This is a genomic window from Maribacter sp. R86514, from assembly GCF_044597005.1.
GTDB lineage: Bacteria > Bacteroidota > Bacteroidia > Flavobacteriales > Flavobacteriaceae > Maribacter.
The window spans coordinates 3,369,513-3,391,213 of record NZ_CP138999.1; the positions used below are offsets into that span (position 1 = coordinate 3,369,513).

Consider the following 21,701-nt stretch of genomic DNA (forward strand, 5'->3'; position numbering starts at 1 on the left):
TAATGAGGCTATTCAATTATTATGGGAAAGCTGAAAATCGTGCTAAAATTCAATATTTGAACTAATTTCGAAATTTTAGCATAAAAATGTCCAAAAAAGAAAGTGCGAAATGTCTTTATAGTGAACTAAAACTTTTAAAATGAAAAAATACTTATTACTACTTCACGAAGACATCGAGAAAATGCAACAACTTTCGCCAAAAGAAATGGAGGAATTAGGGAATTCCCATATGGCTTGGGCTGAAAAATTAGGAAAATCGGGACATCTGATTTCGGGCGAGGGACTTGAAGAAAACAGCGTTCAGATTTCTGGAAAAGACAGTATCGTAAAAGACGGAACATTTTTGGAATCCAAAGAAATGATTGGAGGCTATTATTTACTGCAAGCAAAAGACTTAAAAACCGTTATTGAATTGGCAAAAGGTTGTCCTTGCCATTTGTATGGCGGAACTACAGAAATAAGACCGATTATGGAATATGAAGAATAAAAACTCTTCATTTGTAGAATCGAGTTACAGAACTTTTTACGGTAAATTATTTTCAGCTCTTTTCAGCCAATTTGGTGCAAACTATGTTAGCGAAATAGAAGATGCGATTCAAAATTCATTTTACAAATCATTAAAAAGCTGGAAACCGAATCAAGTTCCGACCAATAAGGAAAATTGGCTCTTTATTGTTGCCCGAAATGACGTTTTGAACCAAATAAAAAGAGAAAACCGATTAAAGTCGGCAAATCATTTTAAATCTACCGAAGAAACAGAAAACCCAAACGAGGATTTAAGGCTGAAAACTATTTTATTTTTAGCCAAGTCCAAAAACGTTTCTTCAAAAGTTAAAGTGATTTTCATTCTAAAAAATATTTTCGGTCTGCATATCAAAGAAATTAGTGAATGCACTTTATTATCACAAGATGCTATTTATAAAAGTATAAGCAGAGCAAAAAAGGACTTTCGACAAGCAACTAAGGACGAAGATTTTGATTTGACTTTCAAACAAGTGTCCGAAAATGAAATTGCAATCGTAGAAGAAATTCTCTATGCAGTTTTTAATATCGGTTTCGACTCTTTCAGCGAAAAAATAAAGTCAATTATAAATGAAGATTTATGTATGGAGGCGTTGGCACTTGCAAAAGTATTGTCTGACCAATTCGAGCGAACTACCACCAAAAACCTTCTCGCCTTATTTTGTTTTCATCTTGCAAGAATTCCCTCAAAGGTTAAAAACGACAAAATCATTTCGTTTTTTGAACAAGACAGAAGGAATTGGAACAATGACTTTATAAAGTTGGCTTTCCATTATTTGGAAAAACCTGAAAAGCTGAATAAGTATTATGTTGAGGCATTAATTGCAAGCAAACATATGACAGCGACAAAAAATGACATTGAACACTGGAACGAGATTATTAAACTCTATAAAATAATGCTTTCGCTTTCAAATTCGCCAATTATGAAATTGAACCTTTGTTACTCTTTAAGCAAAGCACAAAGAATGGACGAGGCAAAAAAATTGTTGCAAATAGTAGAAAACGAATTGCCGAACGAACATATTTATCTTTCATTGGTAAAAGCTAATATTTTTAAAAACACTCAAACCTTGGAATCCGAAAAAATCATAGACCAAGTACTAAAAAACATAAACCAAAAAATCAGACGAGAATACATATTGGAAAATATGTCAACGGACTTCTGAACAAAACATTAAAAATTATGCGAACAATATTTATAATCCTGATATTATCATTAACAATATCTTGTACAGAAAAAACCACTTCTACCGAACAAGCGGACAAAAATCAAAAAATAGTTGAACAATATTTTGAACATTTCAATAAACACGAATGGCAAGAAATGGCGGAAATGTACATTGAAAAGGCTGAATTTAAAGACCCAACTCTGGGAGATGGTATTGTGAAAATGACAAGAGCAGAAATAATTGCAAAGTATTCGGAACTGAATGGAATATTTACCGACATACACGATAAAGTAATTAAAACTTATCCATCCGGAGAGAAAAATATAGTCGTAGAATTTGCATCAAGTGGAACTGCACCTGACAACTCGAAATTTGAATTGCCAATTTGTACAATTTTCACAATCGAAAATGGGAAAATAACAAAGGACTTTTCGTATTTCGACAATTTTGAGAAATAAAAACAGTACATAATAAATAACTGGAATGAAGCCAAAGTTTAAATAAAGGATTAATTAATTTCCAACTATGAAAGAGGGTCGTTTGACTGGCAAATATATTAGACAGATGCGCACGGAAAAAAAACTGTCACAAGTCGATTTGGGGAAATTGATTAATAGGCGCCCTGAACGTATTTGCGAATGGGAACAAGATACTTACTCTATTAAACTTGACGTGTTTCTGGAAATAGCTGACGCATTAAAATTCAAAAATTTCAACAAACTTTTTCGCAAATAAAAGTCTAAATAAAGGATGGGTTAGGACACCATGTCGTAAGTCGTAAAGTTCAAATAAAGGATGAGAATAGCTTTTTGGTTCTTTTATGTAGTTACTATTTTAGTACTACTATTTTCAATAGTTTTAATTATCATTGGGAATATGCCTTGTTCTGGAGATGGTTGTATGATTCATCTATTATATATCTTTGGCACTCCAATTTTAATAGTCTTCGGACTAATATTCGTTTTTATGACTAAAATCATTATCAAACAATCAAAAACTAAAGTTTAAATAAAGGATAAGTTAGGACACCATGTCGTAGTTTGAAAAGCTAATTAAAGGATTGTTTAATTAGCTGGAAAGATTCTTTTTCTACGATTTATTAAATTAGATATATATACAACATATCATCAATGATGATATCCAATTGTTATGGGTGATGTAAAACATACTTTTAGTTAGAACAATCAGTAGGAAAATACGTTAACCTTTTTAGAAAGTCTTTGGAATAGATTTAAAAACCGAGTATATTTGAGTATGTCCATGTCAAAAGAAAAAATAACGAAGCGAATAATTACGTACAAACACTCGGATTCTTCATTAACGAGTAAGAGAGTAAGTATTATTTTAAGCAGTCCTGTTGATTCTAAAAAATTAGCAAACGCTGTTCGTGCTCTTAGACATAAAGGAGAAGGTAAAACTACTTTCAAATTGTCTCCAAGAACTGAAAAACTTATCGAAAAAGAGAGAATTAAACTTCAGCAAGCATAGTGAACATTGCACTCTCCACAATAGTGCTGTTTTTCCTTCTAATACCGGGAATACTCTTTAGGAGATTTTATTATAGTGAAGAATTTTCTAGAGAATATTTTAAATCAACTTTTTTTGAAGTCTTCATTTCAACTATAATTCCAAGCCTTATATTCCAATTAATTTGGTTTTTCGTGGCAAGATTAATAGGTCAGCATATTGATTTAAATATATTGTCGGATTTGGTATCAGCAAAACCTCTAGAAGAAACTTTTTCTAATGTTCAAAATAACTCATTAAAAATTTTAGGTTATAATTTATCATTATTCCTTTTTTCAGGTATTTCTGGATATTACTGGAAACAAATAATTAGGAATAACAAGTGGGACAGACGTTTTAAGATTTTCAGATATCAAAATTCTTGGCATTATATTTTGAAAGGAGAGTTTTTTGATTTTCCAAGAGCAGAAATTGCACTTGAAACAGATGAAGTAGAGGATATTGAATTAGTTTTTATAGACGCAATAGTCCAAATCGGTGGCGAATCATATCTCTATGATGGCATATTAGTCGATTATGAACTAAGAAGCGATGGTGGCCTTGAAACAATAAGCTTAAAAAATGCTCAAAGAAGAAAATTATCCGATGATAGTACAATAGATGAGGACGGAGCAAAATCGGATAATTCAGATAAATATTATCCAATTATTGGACATATTCTTCTTATTAAGTATGCTGAATTGAAAAATTTGAATTTTGCATATCTAAGATTAGAGCAAGCCGAAGATGGGTTAAGACCCAGAATGGTGGAATAAATACTGCCCACAGCAAAACTTCCTATGAAAAACCTTAGTCCAGTCCTATAAAGTTCAAATAATAAGATGAAGTATTAGCCTATTATAATAGCGATCATAATAATACTTATTTTAGGGTACAGGTATAGGAATAAATCTGGAGGCGATTCAGATTTTGACTTGGATGAACAAAGTTTAAATAAAGGATGTATTACATTATGATATTAATAGCTTAAATCGCTTATGGGAACTTGGGGAACAGGAATTTCTTCAAACGATATTTATGAAGATATAAATTATGAGTTTTTTGATTTGTATAATCAGGGGATTGATGTATCAGAAATTACGAAAAAGTTAATTACTGATCATAAAGAACTAATTGCATCTCGTGAGGATCAAAACAATTTTTGGTTAACTATAGCAAAGGCTCAATGGGAGTGTAAAGCTTTGGATTCAAAAGTTCTAGAGAGAGTTCAAACAATAGTTGATTCGGACAATGATATTGAACTTTGGAAATAGTTAGATGCTAGTCAGAGTGATTTAAATAAAAGGCGGAAAGTTCTGCAAGCATTTCTGTTGAAAATCCAAACTGAAAAGAAGAATGCGAGGAGAAGAGTAAAAAAAAAGTTCCGAGAATCTATATTTAAAAAAGGAGAATGCTTGGTGTTTAAGCTATCGAATGGAGATTATTGCGGAGCCTTTGTTCTCGAGAGTGAAAAAGGGACAGAATATGGTTTAAATCTTATTGCTACTACGAGAATAAAATCAAAAAACAAACCAATTGTAAAAGACTTCGAAGATGCCGGTGTTCATTTTTCGATGGAAGAAACGATAGCTTTTAAGAACGAAAGCTTGTCATCTAAATACGTTCCTATTGCGCAAATACATTGGTATCAAGCACAATTCTTCAAGAAAGCCATAACGGAATTTGAAGTAATCGGACAACTTAAAGTTTCTAGGACATTCGATTCAAGTAAAGATTATCAAAGGTTTTCAAATTGGGATAATATGCCGCTTTATTTGGATAGCTACTATTCAAACCTTGAAGAAAACAAATGTGAAGGAAATTTGAAGTTGAAAAAATTAAGAAAAAAGTATTGGCTGTAGAAGTTGTATTTTCAAAGTTCAAATAAACGATACAGCATAAGCATTGTCATTAATATTGAGAAACTATGAGAAATATTTCAATCTTCCTGTTTTTGATTTTATTCGGTTGCAAAAACGAAAACAAAGGTAAAAGTCAAATCGGAACTGAAATCCAGTCAGAATTGACAACTGAAACCGAGTATGGATTTGAAAAGTCAGTTTCTGAGATGTGGAACGAGTTTGTCGAATCCAATCCTGAATTTAAAAGCGACTCAATACCCGAATCGGACTTTTTCCACAACAATGAGAAAGATGCAAACCGGTTGGCTGAATTGACTCTGACTGGAAAAAAGAGAGCTTCATCTGGACTTTACAGTTTGTACGAACAATACAACGCTGATTTACCTAGTGTTGGAACAAAGCAAATAGTAACAGACTTCAACGGAAATGCAAAAGTGATTATAGAAAATGTAAATGTTGACACTATTCCATTCAACCAAATATCCCAAGAATATGCTGAAATGGATATGGGAACTGATATTGAACCTCTCGAAAAATGGAAAAAAGCCCATTGGGACTTTTTTGAAAGTTTTTTAAGGGAAAGTGGAGAAAAACCAACCGAGGAAATGCTTATAGTAGCTGTGGAGTTCAAAAAAATATGGCCAAAGAAGTAAATGGCAAAAATGGTTCCTGTGAAAATCTATAGTCAAATTAAAAGTTCAATTAAAGGATGCATTCTATACAAAATCCACTCATTGCAAAGAACTAATTATGATTTATAGTAGACTTACCAAAATTTCAATAACATGTTATTTTCAACTAAAAATCTCTTTCGCTTCCTCATGAATTCGTTCAAAATTCTCCTTTAGCTCCTTTTCTAAATTCAGTTCAGGCAGAGGTAATTCCCTCTTTATATGCGGTTCTTTAAAACGTACTTTTTTATCCTTCCCGTCTGCAAAAACAACAAATTCACCCTGTCGCAGTCCAAAAAAAGTATCTGCACGATTTTTGGATACTTCTTTCTCGCCTTTGGTTACTCGGGTATCAAAATTGAGGTTAAACCCTTTGCTTATGCTTCTGGTTTCCTTTTTTATAATCTCAAAAAAGCGTTCGTAATATTTAGCGGTATCAGGGTCGTTGGTCTTCCCAAAAAACTGATAGGAGAGATTACTCAAAATTGCACGGCTACCCTTCTCCCCATACATCATATCGTTCTGTATCTTATCCTGCATTACATAAACGGTAGCAATATCATAGCTCCTCAGGGTTGCAGGAACACGATGCATATTCAACATTCGAATGGTTGGCGCCTCCTCCATTAGCAAAAAAGAGGATTTGCCCTTACGAACACTCATTTGTTTCGTTATGGTATGAATAATAGTGGCGATAATCGGAGACAATGAGGTCTCGTATTTAGGATTGTTTACCACACAGACAACCGAGTTATTTTTACCAGAATTAATATTAAGCGGTACTTTGTCATCGGACAATGCCATAAAAATACGTTGCGTGCTTATCTTTTTAAAGGCATTGGACAGGGTACTTTTAACTGCAGCAGTCTGCCTCTCAGAATCCGCACCATTAATAAAGGCATCAGCCATTGCCTTAGAGGTGATATCCGCGCTTAAAAACTCAACAAGCTCTTTTGTGCTTAGGTATTGATATAAGGCGATAAGATGTGGTAAAGTGCAGTATTGTTTATAATCTGTTTTAAGCCTCCACATCATTCCACCCACCAATCCTTCAGCAGCATCGTTAAAGAAACGCGAATTTCCTGAACCACCACTTTCCTTGAGTTCTAAAAGATTTTCTACTAGCACTCTAGAAACCTCATGCACACTTTCTTCATCAGGAAGATAGCGCGCCGCAATGGGATTTACCTTGAAATAAATGGGGTCAAAGGAAATGATATAAAAAGGTGTTTCTCCGTTTCCAAAGATAGGATATGCCATTTCGGTAATCTCAAAATCCTTATAATCATGAATTACTCCACAAAAATTATGTGTATTAAAATGTTGTAAAAGTCCATATACTACACTTTCCGTTTTTCCACTCCCAGCAGAACCTATAATGGATATTCCCCTCCGGATATTTTCCAAAACTAGATTCCCTTGTCTCACTTTAAATTTGACTCGGTATTTAGGATCTACAGAAGTGTTTTCCTTCTCAATCCCAATAAATACATAACAGAGAATGTTCAATAAAAAGAGAGGCAGAAATCCGATAAGCAATAACTGTAAAAAATGTTTTAATTCCAGTATCGTGTACCATTGAACAAGTAATATAATAAGCAACCCAAATAGATTGAAAAAGAATCCAAAACGAATTAAGCGAACTACTAGATATATAAGTATACCGCCTATTATAATTAATAATGCAATTTCCCAGACAAATTTTTCCATGGTGTGATTTTAAGTTAATATCCAATTGAACCAGAACGCAAAGCAATTTCTAACCCTCGTTTTAATTTTCTAAAAGCCGTTACTGCTAATTGCGCTGTAGAGGTTGGAATGATAGGAATGTCAAGCCCAGTTTTCCGTATCAATTTAAAGGCTATCGCCCTTTCCGAAACAGGTAATCCCAAAAGCTTTGCGTAAAAGCGTTTTGGGTCTTTAATGAACTGCTTTTGCCCATTATAACTCTCCACATAATTTCGATTGTATCCTGTGGTACTATCAAAGGTTTTTTCGGCAGCCTCGTAAAACTTGTCACGGTCGAAACCTCTCTTTTGTTTAGTCCCATTAAGTATTACCTCAGATGCTTTATATACTGATCCAGGAGAAAGACTTTTCGAATTGCTGGCGTCCTTTCTAGAAACGATAATGTGTATATGGGTCTGCATTCCTGGTTTTTTCATTCCGGAAACCAGTATTTCGCCATCCACCCTATGGGGAATTTGAGCTGTCAGGTTTTCAATCTCATTTTTTATCTGGGAAGTATTCCCTTTCAGTTTGCCCCGTTCTACTTTGCGAATGTCATTTTCGAGCTTTGCTATCTTACCTATATATTCCTGATTCTCTTTCACCTTCTGGTCAAAGCCCCTATAATTGCGATCCTTCTCTATCTTAGCATAATATTTAATATTGTCTACAGTAATCACCTCATCGCGATAAAAACATTTGGCATATTCTTTCATTAACTCCCTTGTATACGACCTTAACTTTTCAGGGTTATTTTGGATATGCTTTAATTCCCGTTGACTAGGATTTACAATGATGGAATAGAATTTGGGTTCTTTCTTTTTTAGTTTTGCGGTATTACCATCAATTTCTTGAATGACTTTTTCAGGAGAAATTCTATCATTATATTGATTAAAGAAATGTTCTTGCATTTCAGGCGCAAGTTCTTGGTTTTCCTTCTCTAAATAAGCAACATAATCTGCTACGCTATTTGCATAAGTGTTTCCTATTTTTTGTCTTGTTATAGCTACATACATTTTTAGTAATTTTCTAGTTCCCTTTTAATGCGTAGATACTCTTGTTGGGATAGTTCCAATTTGAGATAATCTTTTCCAAAACTATTTTTGACTAATTGAATATGCTCCAAAACATATCCGAATTCTTTTCGGACTTCTTTCAATTTTAATTCTGTTCGTTCATGTACAAATTGAGAAACGAATGCTTCGGTTTTCTTTTCTGTTAACTTCGGTCTCTCCCTTAATAGCTTTTCTTTTCTAACAGGTTCTTCTTTTTCTGCCACACCTTGAAAAAGAGATTGCAGCATTGCCGTTGTAGGTTTGTCATGATTCTTCTCGATGTCTTTTATTATAGCGATAACTGCCTCGGTACGTTTTCTATTTTTATGGAGTTCGTTCAAGAAACTTTTATCTCTCTTTGCGAATGGCGAGAAACCGTGCCATTCAAAAAAATCCATCATAGCATCCAAAGTTTCGGATTGAGGCTTGGACAGTTTGCGACAAAGTTTACGAAAGCGAACTACCACAGTTTTCTTTAAACAGATGGATAGATAATCATAGCTATATTTATTTTTTACTTTCATTTTTCAATAAACTTTTTCAATGTTTATGGTTTGTAAGAGGTTGTTTTCTATAAACTCTTATAGCTTTCATAATTTTTATTTTCTCCAATTTCCTGTTTAAACCATTAACATTCAATTACTTGAACATTAAATCAAACCCTGTAACATCGCTTTAGCGTGTTACCGTCTTGCTATTCCTTTTTCCCCCGCAGGGGAAAAATAAATACCTTTCCCTTCAAGGTAAAGGCTCTTGTTACCAATCGATATAAATCAATCTTTTTTAAGAGTTTAGAAGCCTCATTTTTATGGATTTGATAGCTAAAGTTTTAAAGTTCTGGCAATACATAAAAAGGACAAGGCAACTTTTAAAAGTCGCCTTGTCCAATAAAATCTAATATTTAAAGCCTGAACATGAATTGATAGTTGTATAAATTTCGGATGGCTTCTTCGTTTAAAAGTTCGTCGAAATTCAATCCATTTTCTAAAGCATAGGTTTTCAAATCTTTACCAAATCGTTTTTCAATTTCAGCTTTAGAGGTTGTCAATAATTTTTCTTGTGTTTCAATATCGAGATTATTAAAGTTTAGCTTTACCATGATATGCTTAATAAAAGTTATAAAATACCCTCGTCGGCAAAACTGTAGTAGTCCCCATTGGGCATAATTAGAATATGGTCCAAAACCTTTATGTCAAAAAGTTCGGCAGCCTTTTTAATTTTATCAGTAAGTTTCTTATCTGCTTCGCTAGCTTTCAATGTTCCGCTTGGGTGGTTATGCGTTAGAATAACTGCAACGGAAAGAGACTTTAATATGACCGCAAAAAGAATACGGATATCTACCAAAGTTCCTGTTATGCCACCTTTTGAAAGTTGGTAGATGCCTTTTATTTTGTTACTGTTGTTCAGTAAGACAACTTTAAAGGATTCGTGCAGCCCGATTGTATTTTTATCCCAATGCAGAAAAAGAAGATCTGCTGCATCTTTTGAAGAATTTATCTTTTGCCAAAATGGGGAGGTTATCCGCTCCTTATAGCTTATTTGTATTTCATTAACTTTGTCTTTCATTACTTATAATTTTAGGATTATGGGTATAAAAAAGAGGGCAGAACTTTTCCGAGAGATGCCCTCTTTGATTTTAAATAATCATGTCATTAGGCTACATTGTTTTCATTATTGAAACCTAATAACAAAACTTCACTGACAACTACTTCTGTGATGTAGCGTTTATCGCCATCTTTCATTTCATAACTTCGGGAGGTCAGCTTGCCATCAATGGCAATTTGTTTACCCTTACTTGCATAAGTTTCGATAATCTCGGCAGTTTTGCCCCAAGCCACAATATTGTGCCAGTCGGTGTTTTGCACCTTCTCGCCTTTACTGTTCTTGTAGTTCTCGTTTGTCGCCAATGAAAAACGGATTACTTTTTTACCACTTTCCAAAACGGTCATTTCAGGGTCGTTACCCACATTGCCTATTAATTGCACTTTGTTTCTAATGGTACTCATAATTGAAAAATTTAGAATTAATACTATAACCTACCCGATTATCGGTCAGTCTTTAAAATCGATTTACTTATTATATCCAGAGCGTTTTCCTCTTTTTTGTTTTTTAACTTTTGTTCCGATTCATTTTTGAGGATTTGATATGATTTCATGATTTCCGTTTTAGATTTACTTCCCATAGTGCCTTCGCTGTTACCTTTTTTTGTTGCTTAGCCTTTTCAATATTCAAGCTTGGTAAGGCGTATAAAAAGCATAGCGGCTTTATGCCGATGTCCAAGCTTGAATGTTGTTATTTTGCTGTCAAAAAAAGGTAAGTGGAGGTACGGGCAGTAGGTCTAAAACCTTGAATTATGAAATTCAAAAACCTCTTGAAATGGAACAAAATGCAAATACCTTTAATTCCTTTCAAGCGGACTTAATTACGGATTTTACTAAAGGTTAATCGATATAAAGAATTCATCAGAGAAAACGATAATGTATAAAAAGGTGTGCTTAAAATTCGTAATTGTGTCCAAGATATTGGAGTGAAGCTTATTCCCCAAAATGGAGTTTACGGAATGGAGGGGAATGTGCTGAACGGGTATTTAGCAGAAAAGTAGCATGCGCCCTATTGAGTTTTTGAAAAACGTTTATCTATCGGAACACTACAAAAACCCAACAGGAACCAAGCGCAAGGTAAGTTATGGTAAGATTTGGGAAAGGTAATTTAGTTTTATTGCATCATCTGCCTTAGGAACATTAAAACTGTATCTTATTGAAATTTATTAAAGAAATTTACCTTCTTAGTACATCTCTAAATTGGTAGAACAAACGTTCCAACAAACGTAGGTCTTCGGTTATAATATCTGCCTCTCCTTTCATTTCCTGCTTGAAACTTATGGGTTTGCCATAAGAACTTACTAACTCTTTTGGGATTGACACATCAACTATATAAGTACCTTCTTGGTTAGAAGTTGATGAAATTTGTGTTACGGTACCTTTTATGACACCAAATTCATATTCTGGATAATCGTAGAGTGAAAGGTTCACTTGTTGCCCAGGGCGTATTTTACCTGAATTAGCTCTTGGAGTTTGTAATCTGGCAATAAAAGGAGAATCCTCTTCAGGTAAAATAGTAAAAACTAAATCACCGGAATTAACGGACTGATTGGTATTCCAGTAATTTAGTAAGGAAACCTTACCTTCGATATTTGATTTTAAAACATAGGTTAATTCCCATTCCTTAATCGCTTTTTTGAGTTGATTGTAAGCTTGTAGTACATTTTTCAATAACCGAATTTCTTCCCTAGCCGTATTGAATTCTGTTCCTTTTGAAGTGTTTTCTGCATTACCTAAGGATTCCCTTATTTGCGAAATGGTAATGCTAAGATTCTGATAGTTTTTTTGTGCAGTTAAATACTCCAATTGTTTATTCTCATATTCTTGTGTAGAGATAACTCCTTTTTCAAATAATGATCCGCTACGATCAATGTCTTTCTTTTTAAATTCTAACTCACTTCTACCCAAAATTCGTTGTGTCAGTAAACTTTGCAATCTTCTATTTAACTCTTCCATAGATACTTCATTTGCCTTAGCCTGATTTGAGAAAGGTTCTAAATCCCTATTAATCAAATATTGGAAATAACTATTTTCAAATTGCGCAAAGTCTGGCTCAATGTCTCCTAAGAATAAAATTGGAAGATAATCAAAAGGAAAAGAGACATTTTCCTTGTATATTTTGAGGGTGTCCAAGATTGATTTTAAAAAATAAACATCTTCATAATTAGCCGTATTCTCTAAGATTGCTAAGACACTATTTTTACGTACAGATTGATTGTCTACAACATAAATAGTATCTATCATTCCAGAAATACGGGCGTATTCCTTTTGCGGTTGTATTTCTGTTGTAAGTATAGCATCAGCAGTTATAATATCTGGGTATTTTATGAACCAAGTCAAGGCTAGAATTAATAGAAGTAAGCATAGAAATAGGAGACTACCCCAACGAATCATCCAATGGGGAACTTTGGACAGAATATCTTTGACCTCTTCACTTCGTAATTCTATATTATTTAGATTGTCAGACATTTTAATTTCCTAGTTCCAATTGATTCTTGACCAAATTATAGTAAGCACCTTTTAATTTGCTTAATTCATTATGATTGCCAATTTCTGATATTTGTCCTTTATCCAACACAACAATTTGATCTGCGTTTTTAACGGTGCTTAGTCGGTGTGCAATGATTACTACAGTTTTGTTTTGAAAAAATCCTTGTAATTTACTCATAATTGTTTTTTCATTATTAGCATCTAAAGCAGAAGTAGCCTCATCAAAGAAAAGACAATGTGGGTTTTTATAAACGGAACGGGCAATTAAAATTCGTTGTTTTTGACCAACACTTAAACCTACGCCTTCTGTTCCTATTTTAGTATTATAAGACAAGGGCAATTCTTCAATAAAATCACGAATATTTGCAATATCAACAGCTCTGCTTAATTTTTCCTTGTCTATAATTTCTTCGCCGATAGCAATATTTTTGGCGATGGTATTACTGAAAATAAATCCCTCTTGCATGACTACGCCACATTTTTCACGCCAACTTTTATGAGATAATTTATTTAAAGGTATGTTTCCCACTGTAATACTTCCAGATTGGGGTTCATAGAACTTTAAAAGTAATTTCAAGAGGGTAGTCTTTCCGCTCCCGCTAGTTCCAACAATGGCAGTTATTTTATTGGCTGGGATGATAAGGTCTAGGTTTTTTAAAACAAGCTGTTCTGTTCCCAAATATCGAAAAGAGACATTCTCTAATGCGAAATCAATTTTGGATGGAATATCAACAGCTGAGGTGTTATGTGCTTCTTCATCCTCTTTATTGTGAATCTCTGATAATCTTTCTAGCGATATTTTTGCGTCTTGGGCATCGCGGATAAAAAATACCAATTCGGCAATCGGAGAGTTCAGTTGACCTACAATATATGATATGGCTAATAACATTCCCAAAGTAATGTCACCATCGATTACCAATTTTGCTGCGACTACAGTAATTAATATATTCTTGAACTCATTAATAAATCCGGAACCAACGTCTTGGTATTGGCTTAAGGATAGACGTTCTATATGAACTTTAAATAACCTTGCTTGAAGATGCTCCCAATCCCATCGGAACTGCTTCTCAGCGTTATGAAGTTTTATTTCCTGCATACCGTTAATGAGCTCTATTACTTTGCTCTGTTCTTGACTAACCTGCGAAAATTCTCTATAATCCAAGGCCCTTCTTTTTTTTAGAAAAATCAGCACCCACGCAAAGTATAATAAACTACCCAATAGAAATATGGTAAAAATCCATATGTTATAGTAAGCTAGTACCAACCCGAAAATTATAAGGTTCATCACTGAGAACATTACATTTAAGGAGGATGAGGTCAAAAGGCGTTCTACACGTTCGTGGTCATTAATTCGTTGTAATATATCACCTGTAAGCCGTGTGTCAAAAAAAGCGATGGGCAGGTTCATCAATTTTATAAAAAAGTCCGAAATCAAGGATATGTTTATACGAGTACTCAAATGTAATAGAATCCAACTTCTAATAACTTCAACAGCAGTCTTACCCAAGAATAAAAATAATTGGGCAGCTAAAATCAGATACACGAAATTAATATCTTGATTTTTTATACCTACATCTACGATACTTTGTGTTAAAAAGGGAAATATTAATTGGAGTAAACTTCCTGCTACAAGTCCAAAAATTAATTGAAATAAAAATTTTTTATATCTAATTAGATATTTTGAGAGAAACGTAAAATTAAGCTTATCTTGTATGTCATCAAACTCACTTTTATAGAATTTTGGTGTAGGTTCCAAAAGTAGTGCAATACCTTCTTTAGTGTTTGTATTACTTTCATTTCCAATCCAATGATTTAGAAATTTTATTTTTGAATATTTTAGTAGTCCAAATGCTGGGTCTGAAATATAACAGATATCCTTTTTAACTTTATAAAGAACTACAAAGTGTTTTTTATTCCAGTGTAAAATACAAGGTAAGGGAATTGAATCTAACTGTTGATAGCTTATTTTACCGGGTAAGGTTTTGATTCCAATTTTTTCAGCTGCAATGCTTAAGCCCATTAATGATGAACCTGTCCTTTTTGTTTCAGATAATTCCCGTAGGTATTGAATCGAAATAGTTTTACCAAAATGTTTGCAGACAATTCTTAAACACGTAGGACCACAATCTTTAGAATCGAGTTGTTTGAAAAATGGGAAATTTTTCAAATTACTTAATTTGAATTATCTTTAGATAGGGATTCTGCTAATACCAGTGCATTATAAATATTAACTACTCTGCCTGATTTAGACAGCTCTTTAAAAGGAATGTTAATTTTGTGGTCAAGGGAGTCATACATTCTTACATTTAAATAATACTCATCACCTGTAGTCATAAGAATCTTTTTCAAATCTGAAGCCTTTAAATTGGGATAGTATGATTTTAAAATGGCAGCGGACTTTGAAACAACAGCTGCTGAAGCAGAAGTCCCACTGCTGTATGTGTATTTTAAATCCTTTGAAGAAGAAGTGGTGTAAATTTCTTCTCCAGGAGCGAAAATATCAACCTGAGTTTTTCCATAGTTCGTGGCGGGATGAACAAAAGTGCTGTCCATTTTATAATTAGAACCTGCAACTCTAATAAAATTATTTGAAATTTCTGAATTCGTAGAAAATGAAAAGTCGTTCGGATATTTATAAATTCCTTTAGAATTTAAATCTAATCCATCATTTCCAGAGGACGTAACAATTAGAACATTTTTATTATCGGCATATTTAATTGCATCATGAATCCAATTCTGATGCATAGAAAAGTATTTTCCAGAACTAATATTGATAATAGCAGCACCATTATCAACAGCATATCTAATAGCTAGGGCTATATCTTTATCATTTTCGTCTCCATATCCTGAAACACATAGAGGCATGATTTTTATTTTACTCATAGTTTTTTCTAATATTGCTTCATTATAGTTAGAAACAATAATGCCTGCCATTTTAGTACCATGAGTCATTAAATTAAGATTATGATTGACGATGTTATTTCCATAGTTGGTATCATCTATATTGTTTACATCGTCTCCGATTTCTTTTCTATCATTATATTCAGTATTCAAATGAATATCTAATCTGTTTTTAGCCATTAATATACTTTCATCTATATAAGCATCGTCTATATTTTTTTCTTGATAGGATTTAAATAATTCAACAGACTTTTTAAGGCTTTCATTATTTGGTTTTTTTTCGATTAAACTATCTAAATTATCTGATGTAATTTTTGTTTTATGTAACAACGAATTAATAGTGCTTTTGCTTTGATAATAAAGACTATCCATTGCTTTAGTTTTTTGATATGCTTCAATTGCATATTGTTTTCTTAATTCAAAGGCAATTTTGGCTTTTTTATATTGTCGTAAAATACCAGAATCCAAATTAGCACTATCATTATAAGCCTTTAAAATACGGGTATATTCATAATTCATAAAAACTATATTTTTCCCTGTAGAATTTCCGATGAAGTTCCAACCATTAACATCATCAGTATATCCATTTTTATCATCGTCAATATTATTTTTCGTAACCTCATTTTTATTTTGCCAAATATGAGGGCTTAATTCTTCATGATTTATATCTACAGGCATATCTATCAAAGCAACAATTACTGTTTCTCCATCTTTATCTTTAAGCAAATTTTTTGCTGCTTTTAATAAACTAATTCCTGGAATAGTATCTTCTTGAACATCTCTAATCAACCAATTTTTAATATTAAAATTTATATTTTTATTATAAGTTTTATTAATAATTACGATAGATTGAGAATTTAAAATTATTTGATTATTCTGTTCATCACAGGAAATAATAAATAATAAAAAACATACAGCTAGGATCTTTTTCATATTTTTTGTAAAAACAAAAATAACCTGAAATATTCAGGTTATTTTAAGTGTAATGTTTCGAATACTTATCCCTCTACTATTTTTTTCCATAGGTTCTATCCAAAGTTCTTTCTTCAGTGCCGTCACCACCTCCGTTACATCCAGTTCCGCCAACAATGGAATTTAAATTGCGAATTTTCGAAATTGTTATTTTATCCAATTTCAATTTTTTCATTTGTTTAGTGTTTTCCATAATTTTCAGTTTTAATTATTGACTTAAATATATAAAATAAATTGTTAATGTATAGTTAGAATTGAATTGCTAACCCAAGATTCATAAATCTAGACTTGTTTTTCAATTTTAGAAATTTGCTTAATAAAATATGAAGGATATATACCCGTTTTCTTTTTAAAAAGTCTTGAAAAAGTTTCAGAATTATTAAACCCTACTTCTTTTGCAATAACACTAATTTTATAATTTTTGAAAGATTTGGAATTCTTTAATTTATTTATTGCAAATTCAATTCTTAAATCATTTAAATAGGTAGAAAAATTAACTCCCTTACTTGTATTTATAACTTTTGACAAGTAGTTAGAATTTGTATCTAAGGATTTAGCTAGTTCAAACAACGTAAGTTTGGAATTTGTGAAATTATTATTTTTTTCGAATTTTTCTAATTTGGAAATGATATCGTGAATTACTTGAGTTGAGATTTCATTTTTTTCATTGCTGGTATTTACAGATTGTTGGTTCGAATTTATAATCTTATCAAATCTTTGTTTTAGTATTTTTTGACGGTACATAAATATTAAATAGCTAAAAACTAATACTATAAAAGATAGAAATACAATGTATTCTAAATTTATTGTTTTATTCTCTAGGGAATTTATGATTTGATTTCGTTCAGCAATCAATTCAGGCATGTCAAATTCATTTTTTATTTTGGTTCCCAAATAAGTTTGATAACTGTTTAACGTACTATCTAATGTGATTAGACGATTTAAATAATGTAGTTGATTATGAGTGTCTCTCTGTTGTTTGTAATAATTGGAAAGCAATTTATATGTTGAAGTTAATTCCGGGTGAATATCATTAGTTTGTTGAAAAATTGTATCAACTTTTTTTAAATAACCTATTCCTAGCTCATTCTTATTTTTTGATAAATATATTTTTCCTAAATAAAAATAAACAAAGGCTAAATCTCTTTTGAAATTTTGTTTTTCAAAATATAACTTAGCTTTTAGAATACTATCTAATGACTGAGTAATTTTATTTTTATGAAAAAGTACAGTCCCCTCATTTAAAACGAAAAGATTGTACATTTCTTCATTTTTAAATTGCTTAGAAAGTTTGATACCCGAAATATTGTATTTTGTTGAGCTATCTAAATCATTTAAATCTTTATAAGTGGATGACAGTGAAAAAATGGTATTTAAGTGATTCTGCTCTGTAAAATTTGAAGAGGGGTTCTCAAAATATTTTAAGTTATTAATGTGTATTTTTAAAGCCTCTTTCAAATCGCCTATTCTTTTTTTAAGCACACCTATACCATGTTGGGCGGAGTAAGTAAGTTTTAAGTCACCTGTTTTCAATGCATATTCATAAGCGAGTAAATAATCGTCTAATGCATTTGTAAATAGTCGATTCTTATAATAAGTATTACCTCTATCTATTAATCCTTGCGAAAGGGTAATATCATTAAATTTAATTTTGGATAATGAAATTAAGCTGTCTAAATAGTTGATTCGATAAATTTCATCATCAAAAAATGCCAATAAATCATAACTAAGGATAATATGTGTTGTGTCTTTTTCTGTTTTTGCTTTATGTAAAAGAGTTTTGCAGTAAAGTTTACGTAAGGAATTATTACTTGAAGCGCCTATTTTTTGTATTAAATCTTCAATAGAATAATTAATTAAAGAATCATTTTGAAAATAATAAGGTTGTCCAGGAAGAACTTCTTTTGAAAAAAGTAGAAGAAAAAACAAAAAACAAACCCTTTGAATAAGCATTGAAATAATTTTAACTATTGAATGTTTGTTGCTTATAAAATCTAAAAAGAAAATCATAAACAATCATTTCGTAAAACCTTTGTTTGTCACTAAAAGCTCTATTTACGAACATGTGAATATGACTAGTAACAAAGGAATTGATTTTTACTTCTAAAATCTCAGTTTTATTAAGCTCTAGTATTTTTTTTGCCAATGGCCTTATAGCATTATCTCTTTTTAGAACCTTATTTTCTAGAAGCTTAAACTTTTTGGTAACACCCTCACTTGACATGATTTTCATTAGGTTAATATTAGTTGTTCGATATTTTATGGCTAAGTTTTTTTTAGCAAGGTTAGTTAAATCGAATTCCTTTTTGAAAAGTAAAGAATTTTCATGGCAAAAATATAATTTTTCAGTCTTATTGAACGCAAATCCAGTTAAAAAGCTGTCAATGCATTTCAAAATGAATAAAAAAAAGATTTCTTCATCCTTAATAATTTCTAATATACTCAAAACCAATTCACTATCATAAAAGAAAAGTTTTTCAGAAGTGGTAATTGTTTTACTACCATAACGTTCTAATTCCCTTTTGTAGGTATCCGTTTGTATTTTCCAAAGAAGATGTTGAGATAAATATGGTGAAAATAATTGATTCACTTTTTGAATAACAGCTCCTAATTTTCGAATATCTATTAGTTCAAATCTTATCCGTAGATGAAAATCAGGGTCGTTATATCGAATAAAAAACCATTTATCAATGAGATTTTCCTTTAATAGTTCTTCAGTTAATGGTTTTAATTCATGGATTAGAATTTGATCTGCAACTTTTGGTCCACAATAAATTTTATAATATAGCCACTCATCACCAAGTATAAAGTCACGCTTAATTATTTCTGACATCCTCAAGCCTTTTTTGGTTGTAAAATGAAAAAACAAATTGGTTTGCAAAACTCTCTGTAGAATTTTTAATAAATGCCTCAGCTTGAACTTGAAATTCTTCTAGAACAAATTTATCTTTATTTTTTATGATCTCTAGAAAAAGTTCAATACTGTCATAGTTATCAAAATTTATAGGTAAAGTATTATCACCATCTACTATTTTTACATGAATAGGTATTTTGTTTTCTTTCCTCCATGAACGTATAGTATGTAATTGAGTTATTTCATTTAGTGGAGGTGTAAATAAAAAAGCTACATCCTCTTTTTTTAAGTACCACTTAGCTAAAGAAAAAATACAGTCTTTATAAACTACTCTGGGTAAAAATGTATTCTCAGCAAATAAATTTCCCCAACTAAAGCCAAATCCTTTATGCTCTTGTGATTGCAAGTCACATAAAAAGTGATAAATAGGCAGAGAATTAGTGCTGAAGTTATGGGCATTTGATGATCTTACTAATATCTGTTGATTAGTATTTTTATTATATAATTTAATAGAGTTATTCTCAACCGCTACAAGAATATTATCTAATTTGATTTGTTGACTATCAGGAATATTTGATTTTCCTAGATAAGGTATTTCATGTTTTCTTAGCTGTGGTCTTCGCAAAATATTACCTGTTCTAGATTGTGGAAGATGAACAACTTCTGCCATTATAACATTCGAATTCATCGAACTTTCTTTAACCACTATTTCTTCAAGTAAATTTTTTATGACTTTATTATCAGTCCCAAACCTTCCAAGTAATTTACAAGCATGATTACTGCAATAATTCATAATAACTTTCTCTTTGCCGTCTTCAATAAGTATTTCAATCATAACTGATAAAGTGTCTGGCGCATAACTCCAATCAAAATCCACATTCGGAAAATCCTCATCATATAATTCTAATACAAAGGAATTTTTTGATAAAGTTAAGGGTAGTTTTTTTGCTAATATTTTTTGAAAAGGAGCAAGATTTATTTTTTCGTCTATAGCCTTATAAGAGTTAGTTGCATCTATAATATCATCCAAAAAAGGTGTGGAGTTTAAGGAATTGGAATTTTGAATATAACCTATGCCTGTTTCAATATCTAGGACCTTAGACAAAGGCATTTTTTCATGGTCATAACGTTTTATAAAATCCTTTTTAAATTTTTCTAGTGTATCGTTTTTCTCTAGAAGGGAAACTTTGTTTAAAAATGCGATTCCTTGATTAATTTTTTTGAGAATTTTATAGCTCAATTTATTAATTTCAAACCTACTATATGTATTGGTTTGGATTAGATATTTTATATCATAGGGGACATCTAGTTTTAAAACCAAATCTGTAATAGATTGATAATTTTTAATGGGGTTTCCAATTATTTTGTCCATTTTTTTAAGACTTGCTCGTAGGTTTTCAACTAACTCGATTTCATTATTTACACCAGAAAAGCATAAAAGTCTTTGCTTTAAATCTTCTAAGAAATCTTTTCCAGTAACCGATGCCTCAAATTCACTAACCAAAATTTGATTAGCAATTAGGTCATCAATGAATGCCTCAGCTTCTAAAATATTAATACCCACATCTTCAAGTTTTTCACTTAAAACTTTAATTGTGTTACCACCATGTTGATCAAGAATTATTTCTAAATAATCACTGGAAGTAATTGCTTGCAATGAATACACACGCCTTTTATTTTCATAAGCGTATTCCATATAACGAAAAGTATCGCCAATCTTATAAATAGAGCTGTTGGGATAAAATTTTAATTGCTTCTTTATTTTTGGATTGTCAGCTAAGTTGTTAGCCAAGGACACCAAAAAATGCATATCATAATTAGAATGTTTTTCAAATTCATTTAAAGAATGAAGTTTTATTTCAGTTTTTGAATTTAACTCGCCTGTTCCAACAGCCGAGAATAAACCGAAAGGAGTACATCGGGTAGACATTCGTACTAAGTATTTCATTAATGCTAAACGAAGACGTTTAGATTTTTTATCAATAAAATCTTCATTATTACACCACTTCTTTAATTGAAAATATAAAGTTGGGGATGCTAAATAGATGGCTTCAGCTATTACAGGAATATCAAGTTGACTTTTTAAATACTCATCAGAAATTTTACTATTACTTACCAAGGTTGTATAATATTCTAGGGGAAGTATTGGAGTTCTGATACAATAGGTTGCAAAAGGTTTATATGGAAACTTAGTGTTTAAATTAGTTTTCATTAATTCGAAAATAGATTTTGCATTAAATATACATCTATCCTATTTATTATTTAATAAGCCTACTTAACAAAGGAATTTTGAATAAAATTTGACCTCTAGATTCATGAATCTAGACCTTAATTTTAAGAATTTCGATATAGATAAATTGTAATCAGAAA

At 31.6% G+C, this 21,701-nt stretch carries 22 protein-coding genes; 9 read left to right on the plus strand and 13 right to left on the minus strand.

Annotation, left to right across the window (positions count from 1 at the left end):
* Positions 1–139: 139 nt before the first annotated feature.
* The 9 genes from SJY30_RS14745 to SJY30_RS14785 all read left to right on the plus strand — a co-directional run bounded on the left by SJY30_RS14745 (position 140) and on the right by SJY30_RS14785 (position 5,712).
* The gene (locus tag SJY30_RS14745) at positions 140–487 is read left to right on the plus strand and encodes a YciI family protein (RefSeq protein ID WP_396632900.1); all 348 of its coding nucleotides are present in this window, start codon (positions 140–142) and stop codon (positions 485–487) included.
* A complete protein-coding gene (locus SJY30_RS14750; protein ID WP_396632901.1) occupies positions 477–1,688 on the plus strand; it encodes a DUF6596 domain-containing protein in 1,212 nt (403 codons plus the stop codon). Before SJY30_RS14745 ends, SJY30_RS14750 begins: the two co-directional genes overlap by 11 nt.
* A 17-nt stretch (positions 1,689–1,705) precedes the next feature.
* Positions 1,706–2,149, plus strand: a complete 444-nt coding sequence (locus SJY30_RS14755; RefSeq protein ID WP_396632902.1) for a nuclear transport factor 2 family protein — start codon at positions 1,706–1,708, stop codon at positions 2,147–2,149.
* 106 nt (positions 2,150–2,255) lie between these two features.
* Positions 2,256–2,426 (plus strand): hypothetical protein, encoded by a 171-nt coding sequence (locus SJY30_RS14760; protein ID WP_394799853.1) that lies wholly within the window; start codon positions 2,256–2,258, stop codon positions 2,424–2,426.
* 519 nt (positions 2,427–2,945) lie between these two features.
* Positions 2,946–3,179, plus strand: coding sequence for a hypothetical protein (locus SJY30_RS14765; protein WP_116772498.1), 234 nt, complete (start codon positions 2,946–2,948; stop codon positions 3,177–3,179).
* 173 nt (positions 3,180–3,352) lie between these two features.
* Entirely contained in the window at positions 3,353–3,973 is a 621-nt protein-coding gene (locus SJY30_RS14770) for a hypothetical protein (RefSeq protein ID WP_116772499.1), read from the plus strand.
* A gap of 222 nt (positions 3,974–4,195) precedes the next feature.
* A complete protein-coding gene (locus SJY30_RS14775; protein WP_396632903.1) occupies positions 4,196–4,471 on the plus strand; it encodes a hypothetical protein in 276 nt (91 codons plus the stop codon).
* Between the two features lie 57 nt (positions 4,472–4,528).
* The gene (locus SJY30_RS14780) at positions 4,529–5,059 is read left to right on the plus strand and encodes a hypothetical protein (RefSeq protein WP_396632904.1); all 531 of its coding nucleotides are present in this window, start codon (positions 4,529–4,531) and stop codon (positions 5,057–5,059) included.
* A 65-nt stretch (positions 5,060–5,124) separates the two neighbouring features.
* A complete protein-coding gene (locus tag SJY30_RS14785; RefSeq protein ID WP_286827718.1) occupies positions 5,125–5,712 on the plus strand; it encodes an ASCH domain-containing protein in 588 nt (195 codons plus the stop codon).
* A 141-nt stretch (positions 5,713–5,853) separates the two neighbouring features.
* Here SJY30_RS14785 and SJY30_RS14790 read toward each other — a convergent pair whose 3' ends face one another.
* From SJY30_RS14790 to SJY30_RS14850, 13 genes are all read right to left on the minus strand, one after another.
* Positions 5,854–7,440, minus strand: a complete 1,587-nt coding sequence (locus SJY30_RS14790) for a type IV secretory system conjugative DNA transfer family protein (protein ID WP_396632905.1) — start codon at positions 7,438–7,440, stop codon at positions 5,854–5,856.
* 14 nt (positions 7,441–7,454) lie between these two features.
* Positions 7,455–8,474: a MobB family relaxase gene (gene mobB, locus SJY30_RS14795; protein ID WP_396632906.1), complete on the minus strand. Its 1,020-nt coding sequence runs from the start codon at positions 8,472–8,474 to the stop codon at positions 7,455–7,457.
* 2 nt (positions 8,475–8,476) lie between these two features.
* The gene (locus SJY30_RS14800) at positions 8,477–9,037 is read right to left on the minus strand and encodes a BfmA/BtgA family mobilization protein (protein ID WP_396632907.1); all 561 of its coding nucleotides are present in this window, start codon (positions 9,035–9,037) and stop codon (positions 8,477–8,479) included.
* 377 nt (positions 9,038–9,414) lie between these two features.
* Positions 9,415–9,612 (minus strand): hypothetical protein, encoded by a 198-nt coding sequence (locus SJY30_RS14805; RefSeq protein WP_396632908.1) that lies wholly within the window; start codon positions 9,610–9,612, stop codon positions 9,415–9,417.
* A gap of 17 nt (positions 9,613–9,629) precedes the next feature.
* A complete protein-coding gene (locus tag SJY30_RS14810) occupies positions 9,630–10,079 on the minus strand; it encodes a RadC family protein (protein ID WP_396632909.1) in 450 nt (149 codons plus the stop codon).
* An 86-nt stretch (positions 10,080–10,165) separates the two neighbouring features.
* A complete protein-coding gene (locus SJY30_RS14815) occupies positions 10,166–10,519 on the minus strand; it encodes a single-stranded DNA-binding protein (RefSeq protein ID WP_396632910.1) in 354 nt (117 codons plus the stop codon).
* A gap of 771 nt (positions 10,520–11,290) precedes the next feature.
* A complete protein-coding gene (locus SJY30_RS14820; RefSeq protein ID WP_396632911.1) occupies positions 11,291–12,583 on the minus strand; it encodes an HlyD family secretion protein in 1,293 nt (430 codons plus the stop codon).
* 1 nt (position 12,584) lies between these two features.
* Entirely contained in the window at positions 12,585–14,771 is a 2,187-nt protein-coding gene (locus tag SJY30_RS14825; protein ID WP_396632912.1) for a peptidase domain-containing ABC transporter, read from the minus strand.
* A gap of 5 nt (positions 14,772–14,776) precedes the next feature.
* Positions 14,777–16,438 carry a S8 family serine peptidase gene (locus SJY30_RS14830; RefSeq protein ID WP_396632913.1) on the minus strand — a complete coding sequence of 554 codons (1,662 nt, stop codon included), beginning with the start codon at positions 16,436–16,438 and terminating at the stop codon, positions 14,777–14,779.
* 76 nt (positions 16,439–16,514) lie between these two features.
* Positions 16,515–16,670, minus strand: coding sequence for a hypothetical protein (locus SJY30_RS14835; protein ID WP_396632914.1), 156 nt, complete (start codon positions 16,668–16,670; stop codon positions 16,515–16,517).
* Between the two features lie 89 nt (positions 16,671–16,759).
* Positions 16,760–18,487, minus strand: a complete 1,728-nt coding sequence (locus tag SJY30_RS14840) for a helix-turn-helix domain-containing protein (protein WP_396632915.1) — start codon at positions 18,485–18,487, stop codon at positions 16,760–16,762.
* Positions 18,441–19,310, minus strand: a complete 870-nt coding sequence (locus SJY30_RS14845) for a thiopeptide-type bacteriocin biosynthesis protein (protein WP_396632916.1) — start codon at positions 19,308–19,310, stop codon at positions 18,441–18,443. Before SJY30_RS14845 ends, SJY30_RS14840 begins: the two co-directional genes overlap by 47 nt.
* Positions 19,294–21,543 (minus strand): lantibiotic dehydratase family protein, encoded by a 2,250-nt coding sequence (locus tag SJY30_RS14850; protein WP_396632917.1) that lies wholly within the window; start codon positions 21,541–21,543, stop codon positions 19,294–19,296. The genes SJY30_RS14845 and SJY30_RS14850 overlap by 17 nt, the downstream gene beginning before the upstream one ends.
* Positions 21,544–21,701: the final 158 nt, after the last annotated feature.

What these genes read in the sequence shown, in the direction of transcription:
- SJY30_RS14815 (WP_396632910.1), bottom strand. Translation starts at nt 10,519, where the DNA reads ATGAGTACCATTAGAAACAAAGTGCAATTAATAGGCAATGTGGGTAAC.
- SJY30_RS14830 (WP_396632913.1), bottom strand. Translation starts at nt 16,438, where the DNA reads ATGAAAAAGATCCTAGCTGTATGTTTTTTATTATTTATTATTTCCTGT.
- SJY30_RS14835 (WP_396632914.1), bottom strand. Translation starts at nt 16,670, where the DNA reads ATGGAAAACACTAAACAAATGAAAAAATTGAAATTGGATAAAATAACA.
- SJY30_RS14775 (WP_396632903.1), top strand. Translation starts at nt 4,196, where the DNA reads ATGGGAACTTGGGGAACAGGAATTTCTTCAAACGATATTTATGAAGAT.
- SJY30_RS14840 (WP_396632915.1), bottom strand. Translation starts at nt 18,487, where the DNA reads ATGATTTTCTTTTTAGATTTTATAAGCAACAAACATTCAATAGTTAAA.
- SJY30_RS14810 (WP_396632909.1), bottom strand. Translation starts at nt 10,079, where the DNA reads ATGAAAGACAAAGTTAATGAAATACAAATAAGCTATAAGGAGCGGATA.
- SJY30_RS14790 (WP_396632905.1), bottom strand. Translation starts at nt 7,440, where the DNA reads ATGGAAAAATTTGTCTGGGAAATTGCATTATTAATTATAATAGGCGGT.
- SJY30_RS14750 (WP_396632901.1), top strand. Translation starts at nt 477, where the DNA reads ATGAAGAATAAAAACTCTTCATTTGTAGAATCGAGTTACAGAACTTTT.
- SJY30_RS14765 (WP_116772498.1), top strand. Translation starts at nt 2,946, where the DNA reads ATGTCCATGTCAAAAGAAAAAATAACGAAGCGAATAATTACGTACAAA.
- SJY30_RS14755 (WP_396632902.1), top strand. Translation starts at nt 1,706, where the DNA reads ATGCGAACAATATTTATAATCCTGATATTATCATTAACAATATCTTGT.
- SJY30_RS14745 (WP_396632900.1), top strand. Translation starts at nt 140, where the DNA reads ATGAAAAAATACTTATTACTACTTCACGAAGACATCGAGAAAATGCAA.
- SJY30_RS14845 (WP_396632916.1), bottom strand. Translation starts at nt 19,310, where the DNA reads ATGTCAGAAATAATTAAGCGTGACTTTATACTTGGTGATGAGTGGCTA.
- SJY30_RS14820 (WP_396632911.1), bottom strand. Translation starts at nt 12,583, where the DNA reads ATGTCTGACAATCTAAATAATATAGAATTACGAAGTGAAGAGGTCAAA.
- SJY30_RS14760 (WP_394799853.1), top strand. Translation starts at nt 2,256, where the DNA reads ATGCGCACGGAAAAAAAACTGTCACAAGTCGATTTGGGGAAATTGATT.
- SJY30_RS14850 (WP_396632917.1), bottom strand. Translation starts at nt 21,543, where the DNA reads ATGAAAACTAATTTAAACACTAAGTTTCCATATAAACCTTTTGCAACC.
- SJY30_RS14785 (WP_286827718.1), top strand. Translation starts at nt 5,125, where the DNA reads ATGAGAAATATTTCAATCTTCCTGTTTTTGATTTTATTCGGTTGCAAA.
- mobB (WP_396632906.1), bottom strand. Translation starts at nt 8,474, where the DNA reads ATGTATGTAGCTATAACAAGACAAAAAATAGGAAACACTTATGCAAAT.
- SJY30_RS14805 (WP_396632908.1), bottom strand. Translation starts at nt 9,612, where the DNA reads ATGGTAAAGCTAAACTTTAATAATCTCGATATTGAAACACAAGAAAAA.
- SJY30_RS14800 (WP_396632907.1), bottom strand. Translation starts at nt 9,037, where the DNA reads ATGAAAGTAAAAAATAAATATAGCTATGATTATCTATCCATCTGTTTA.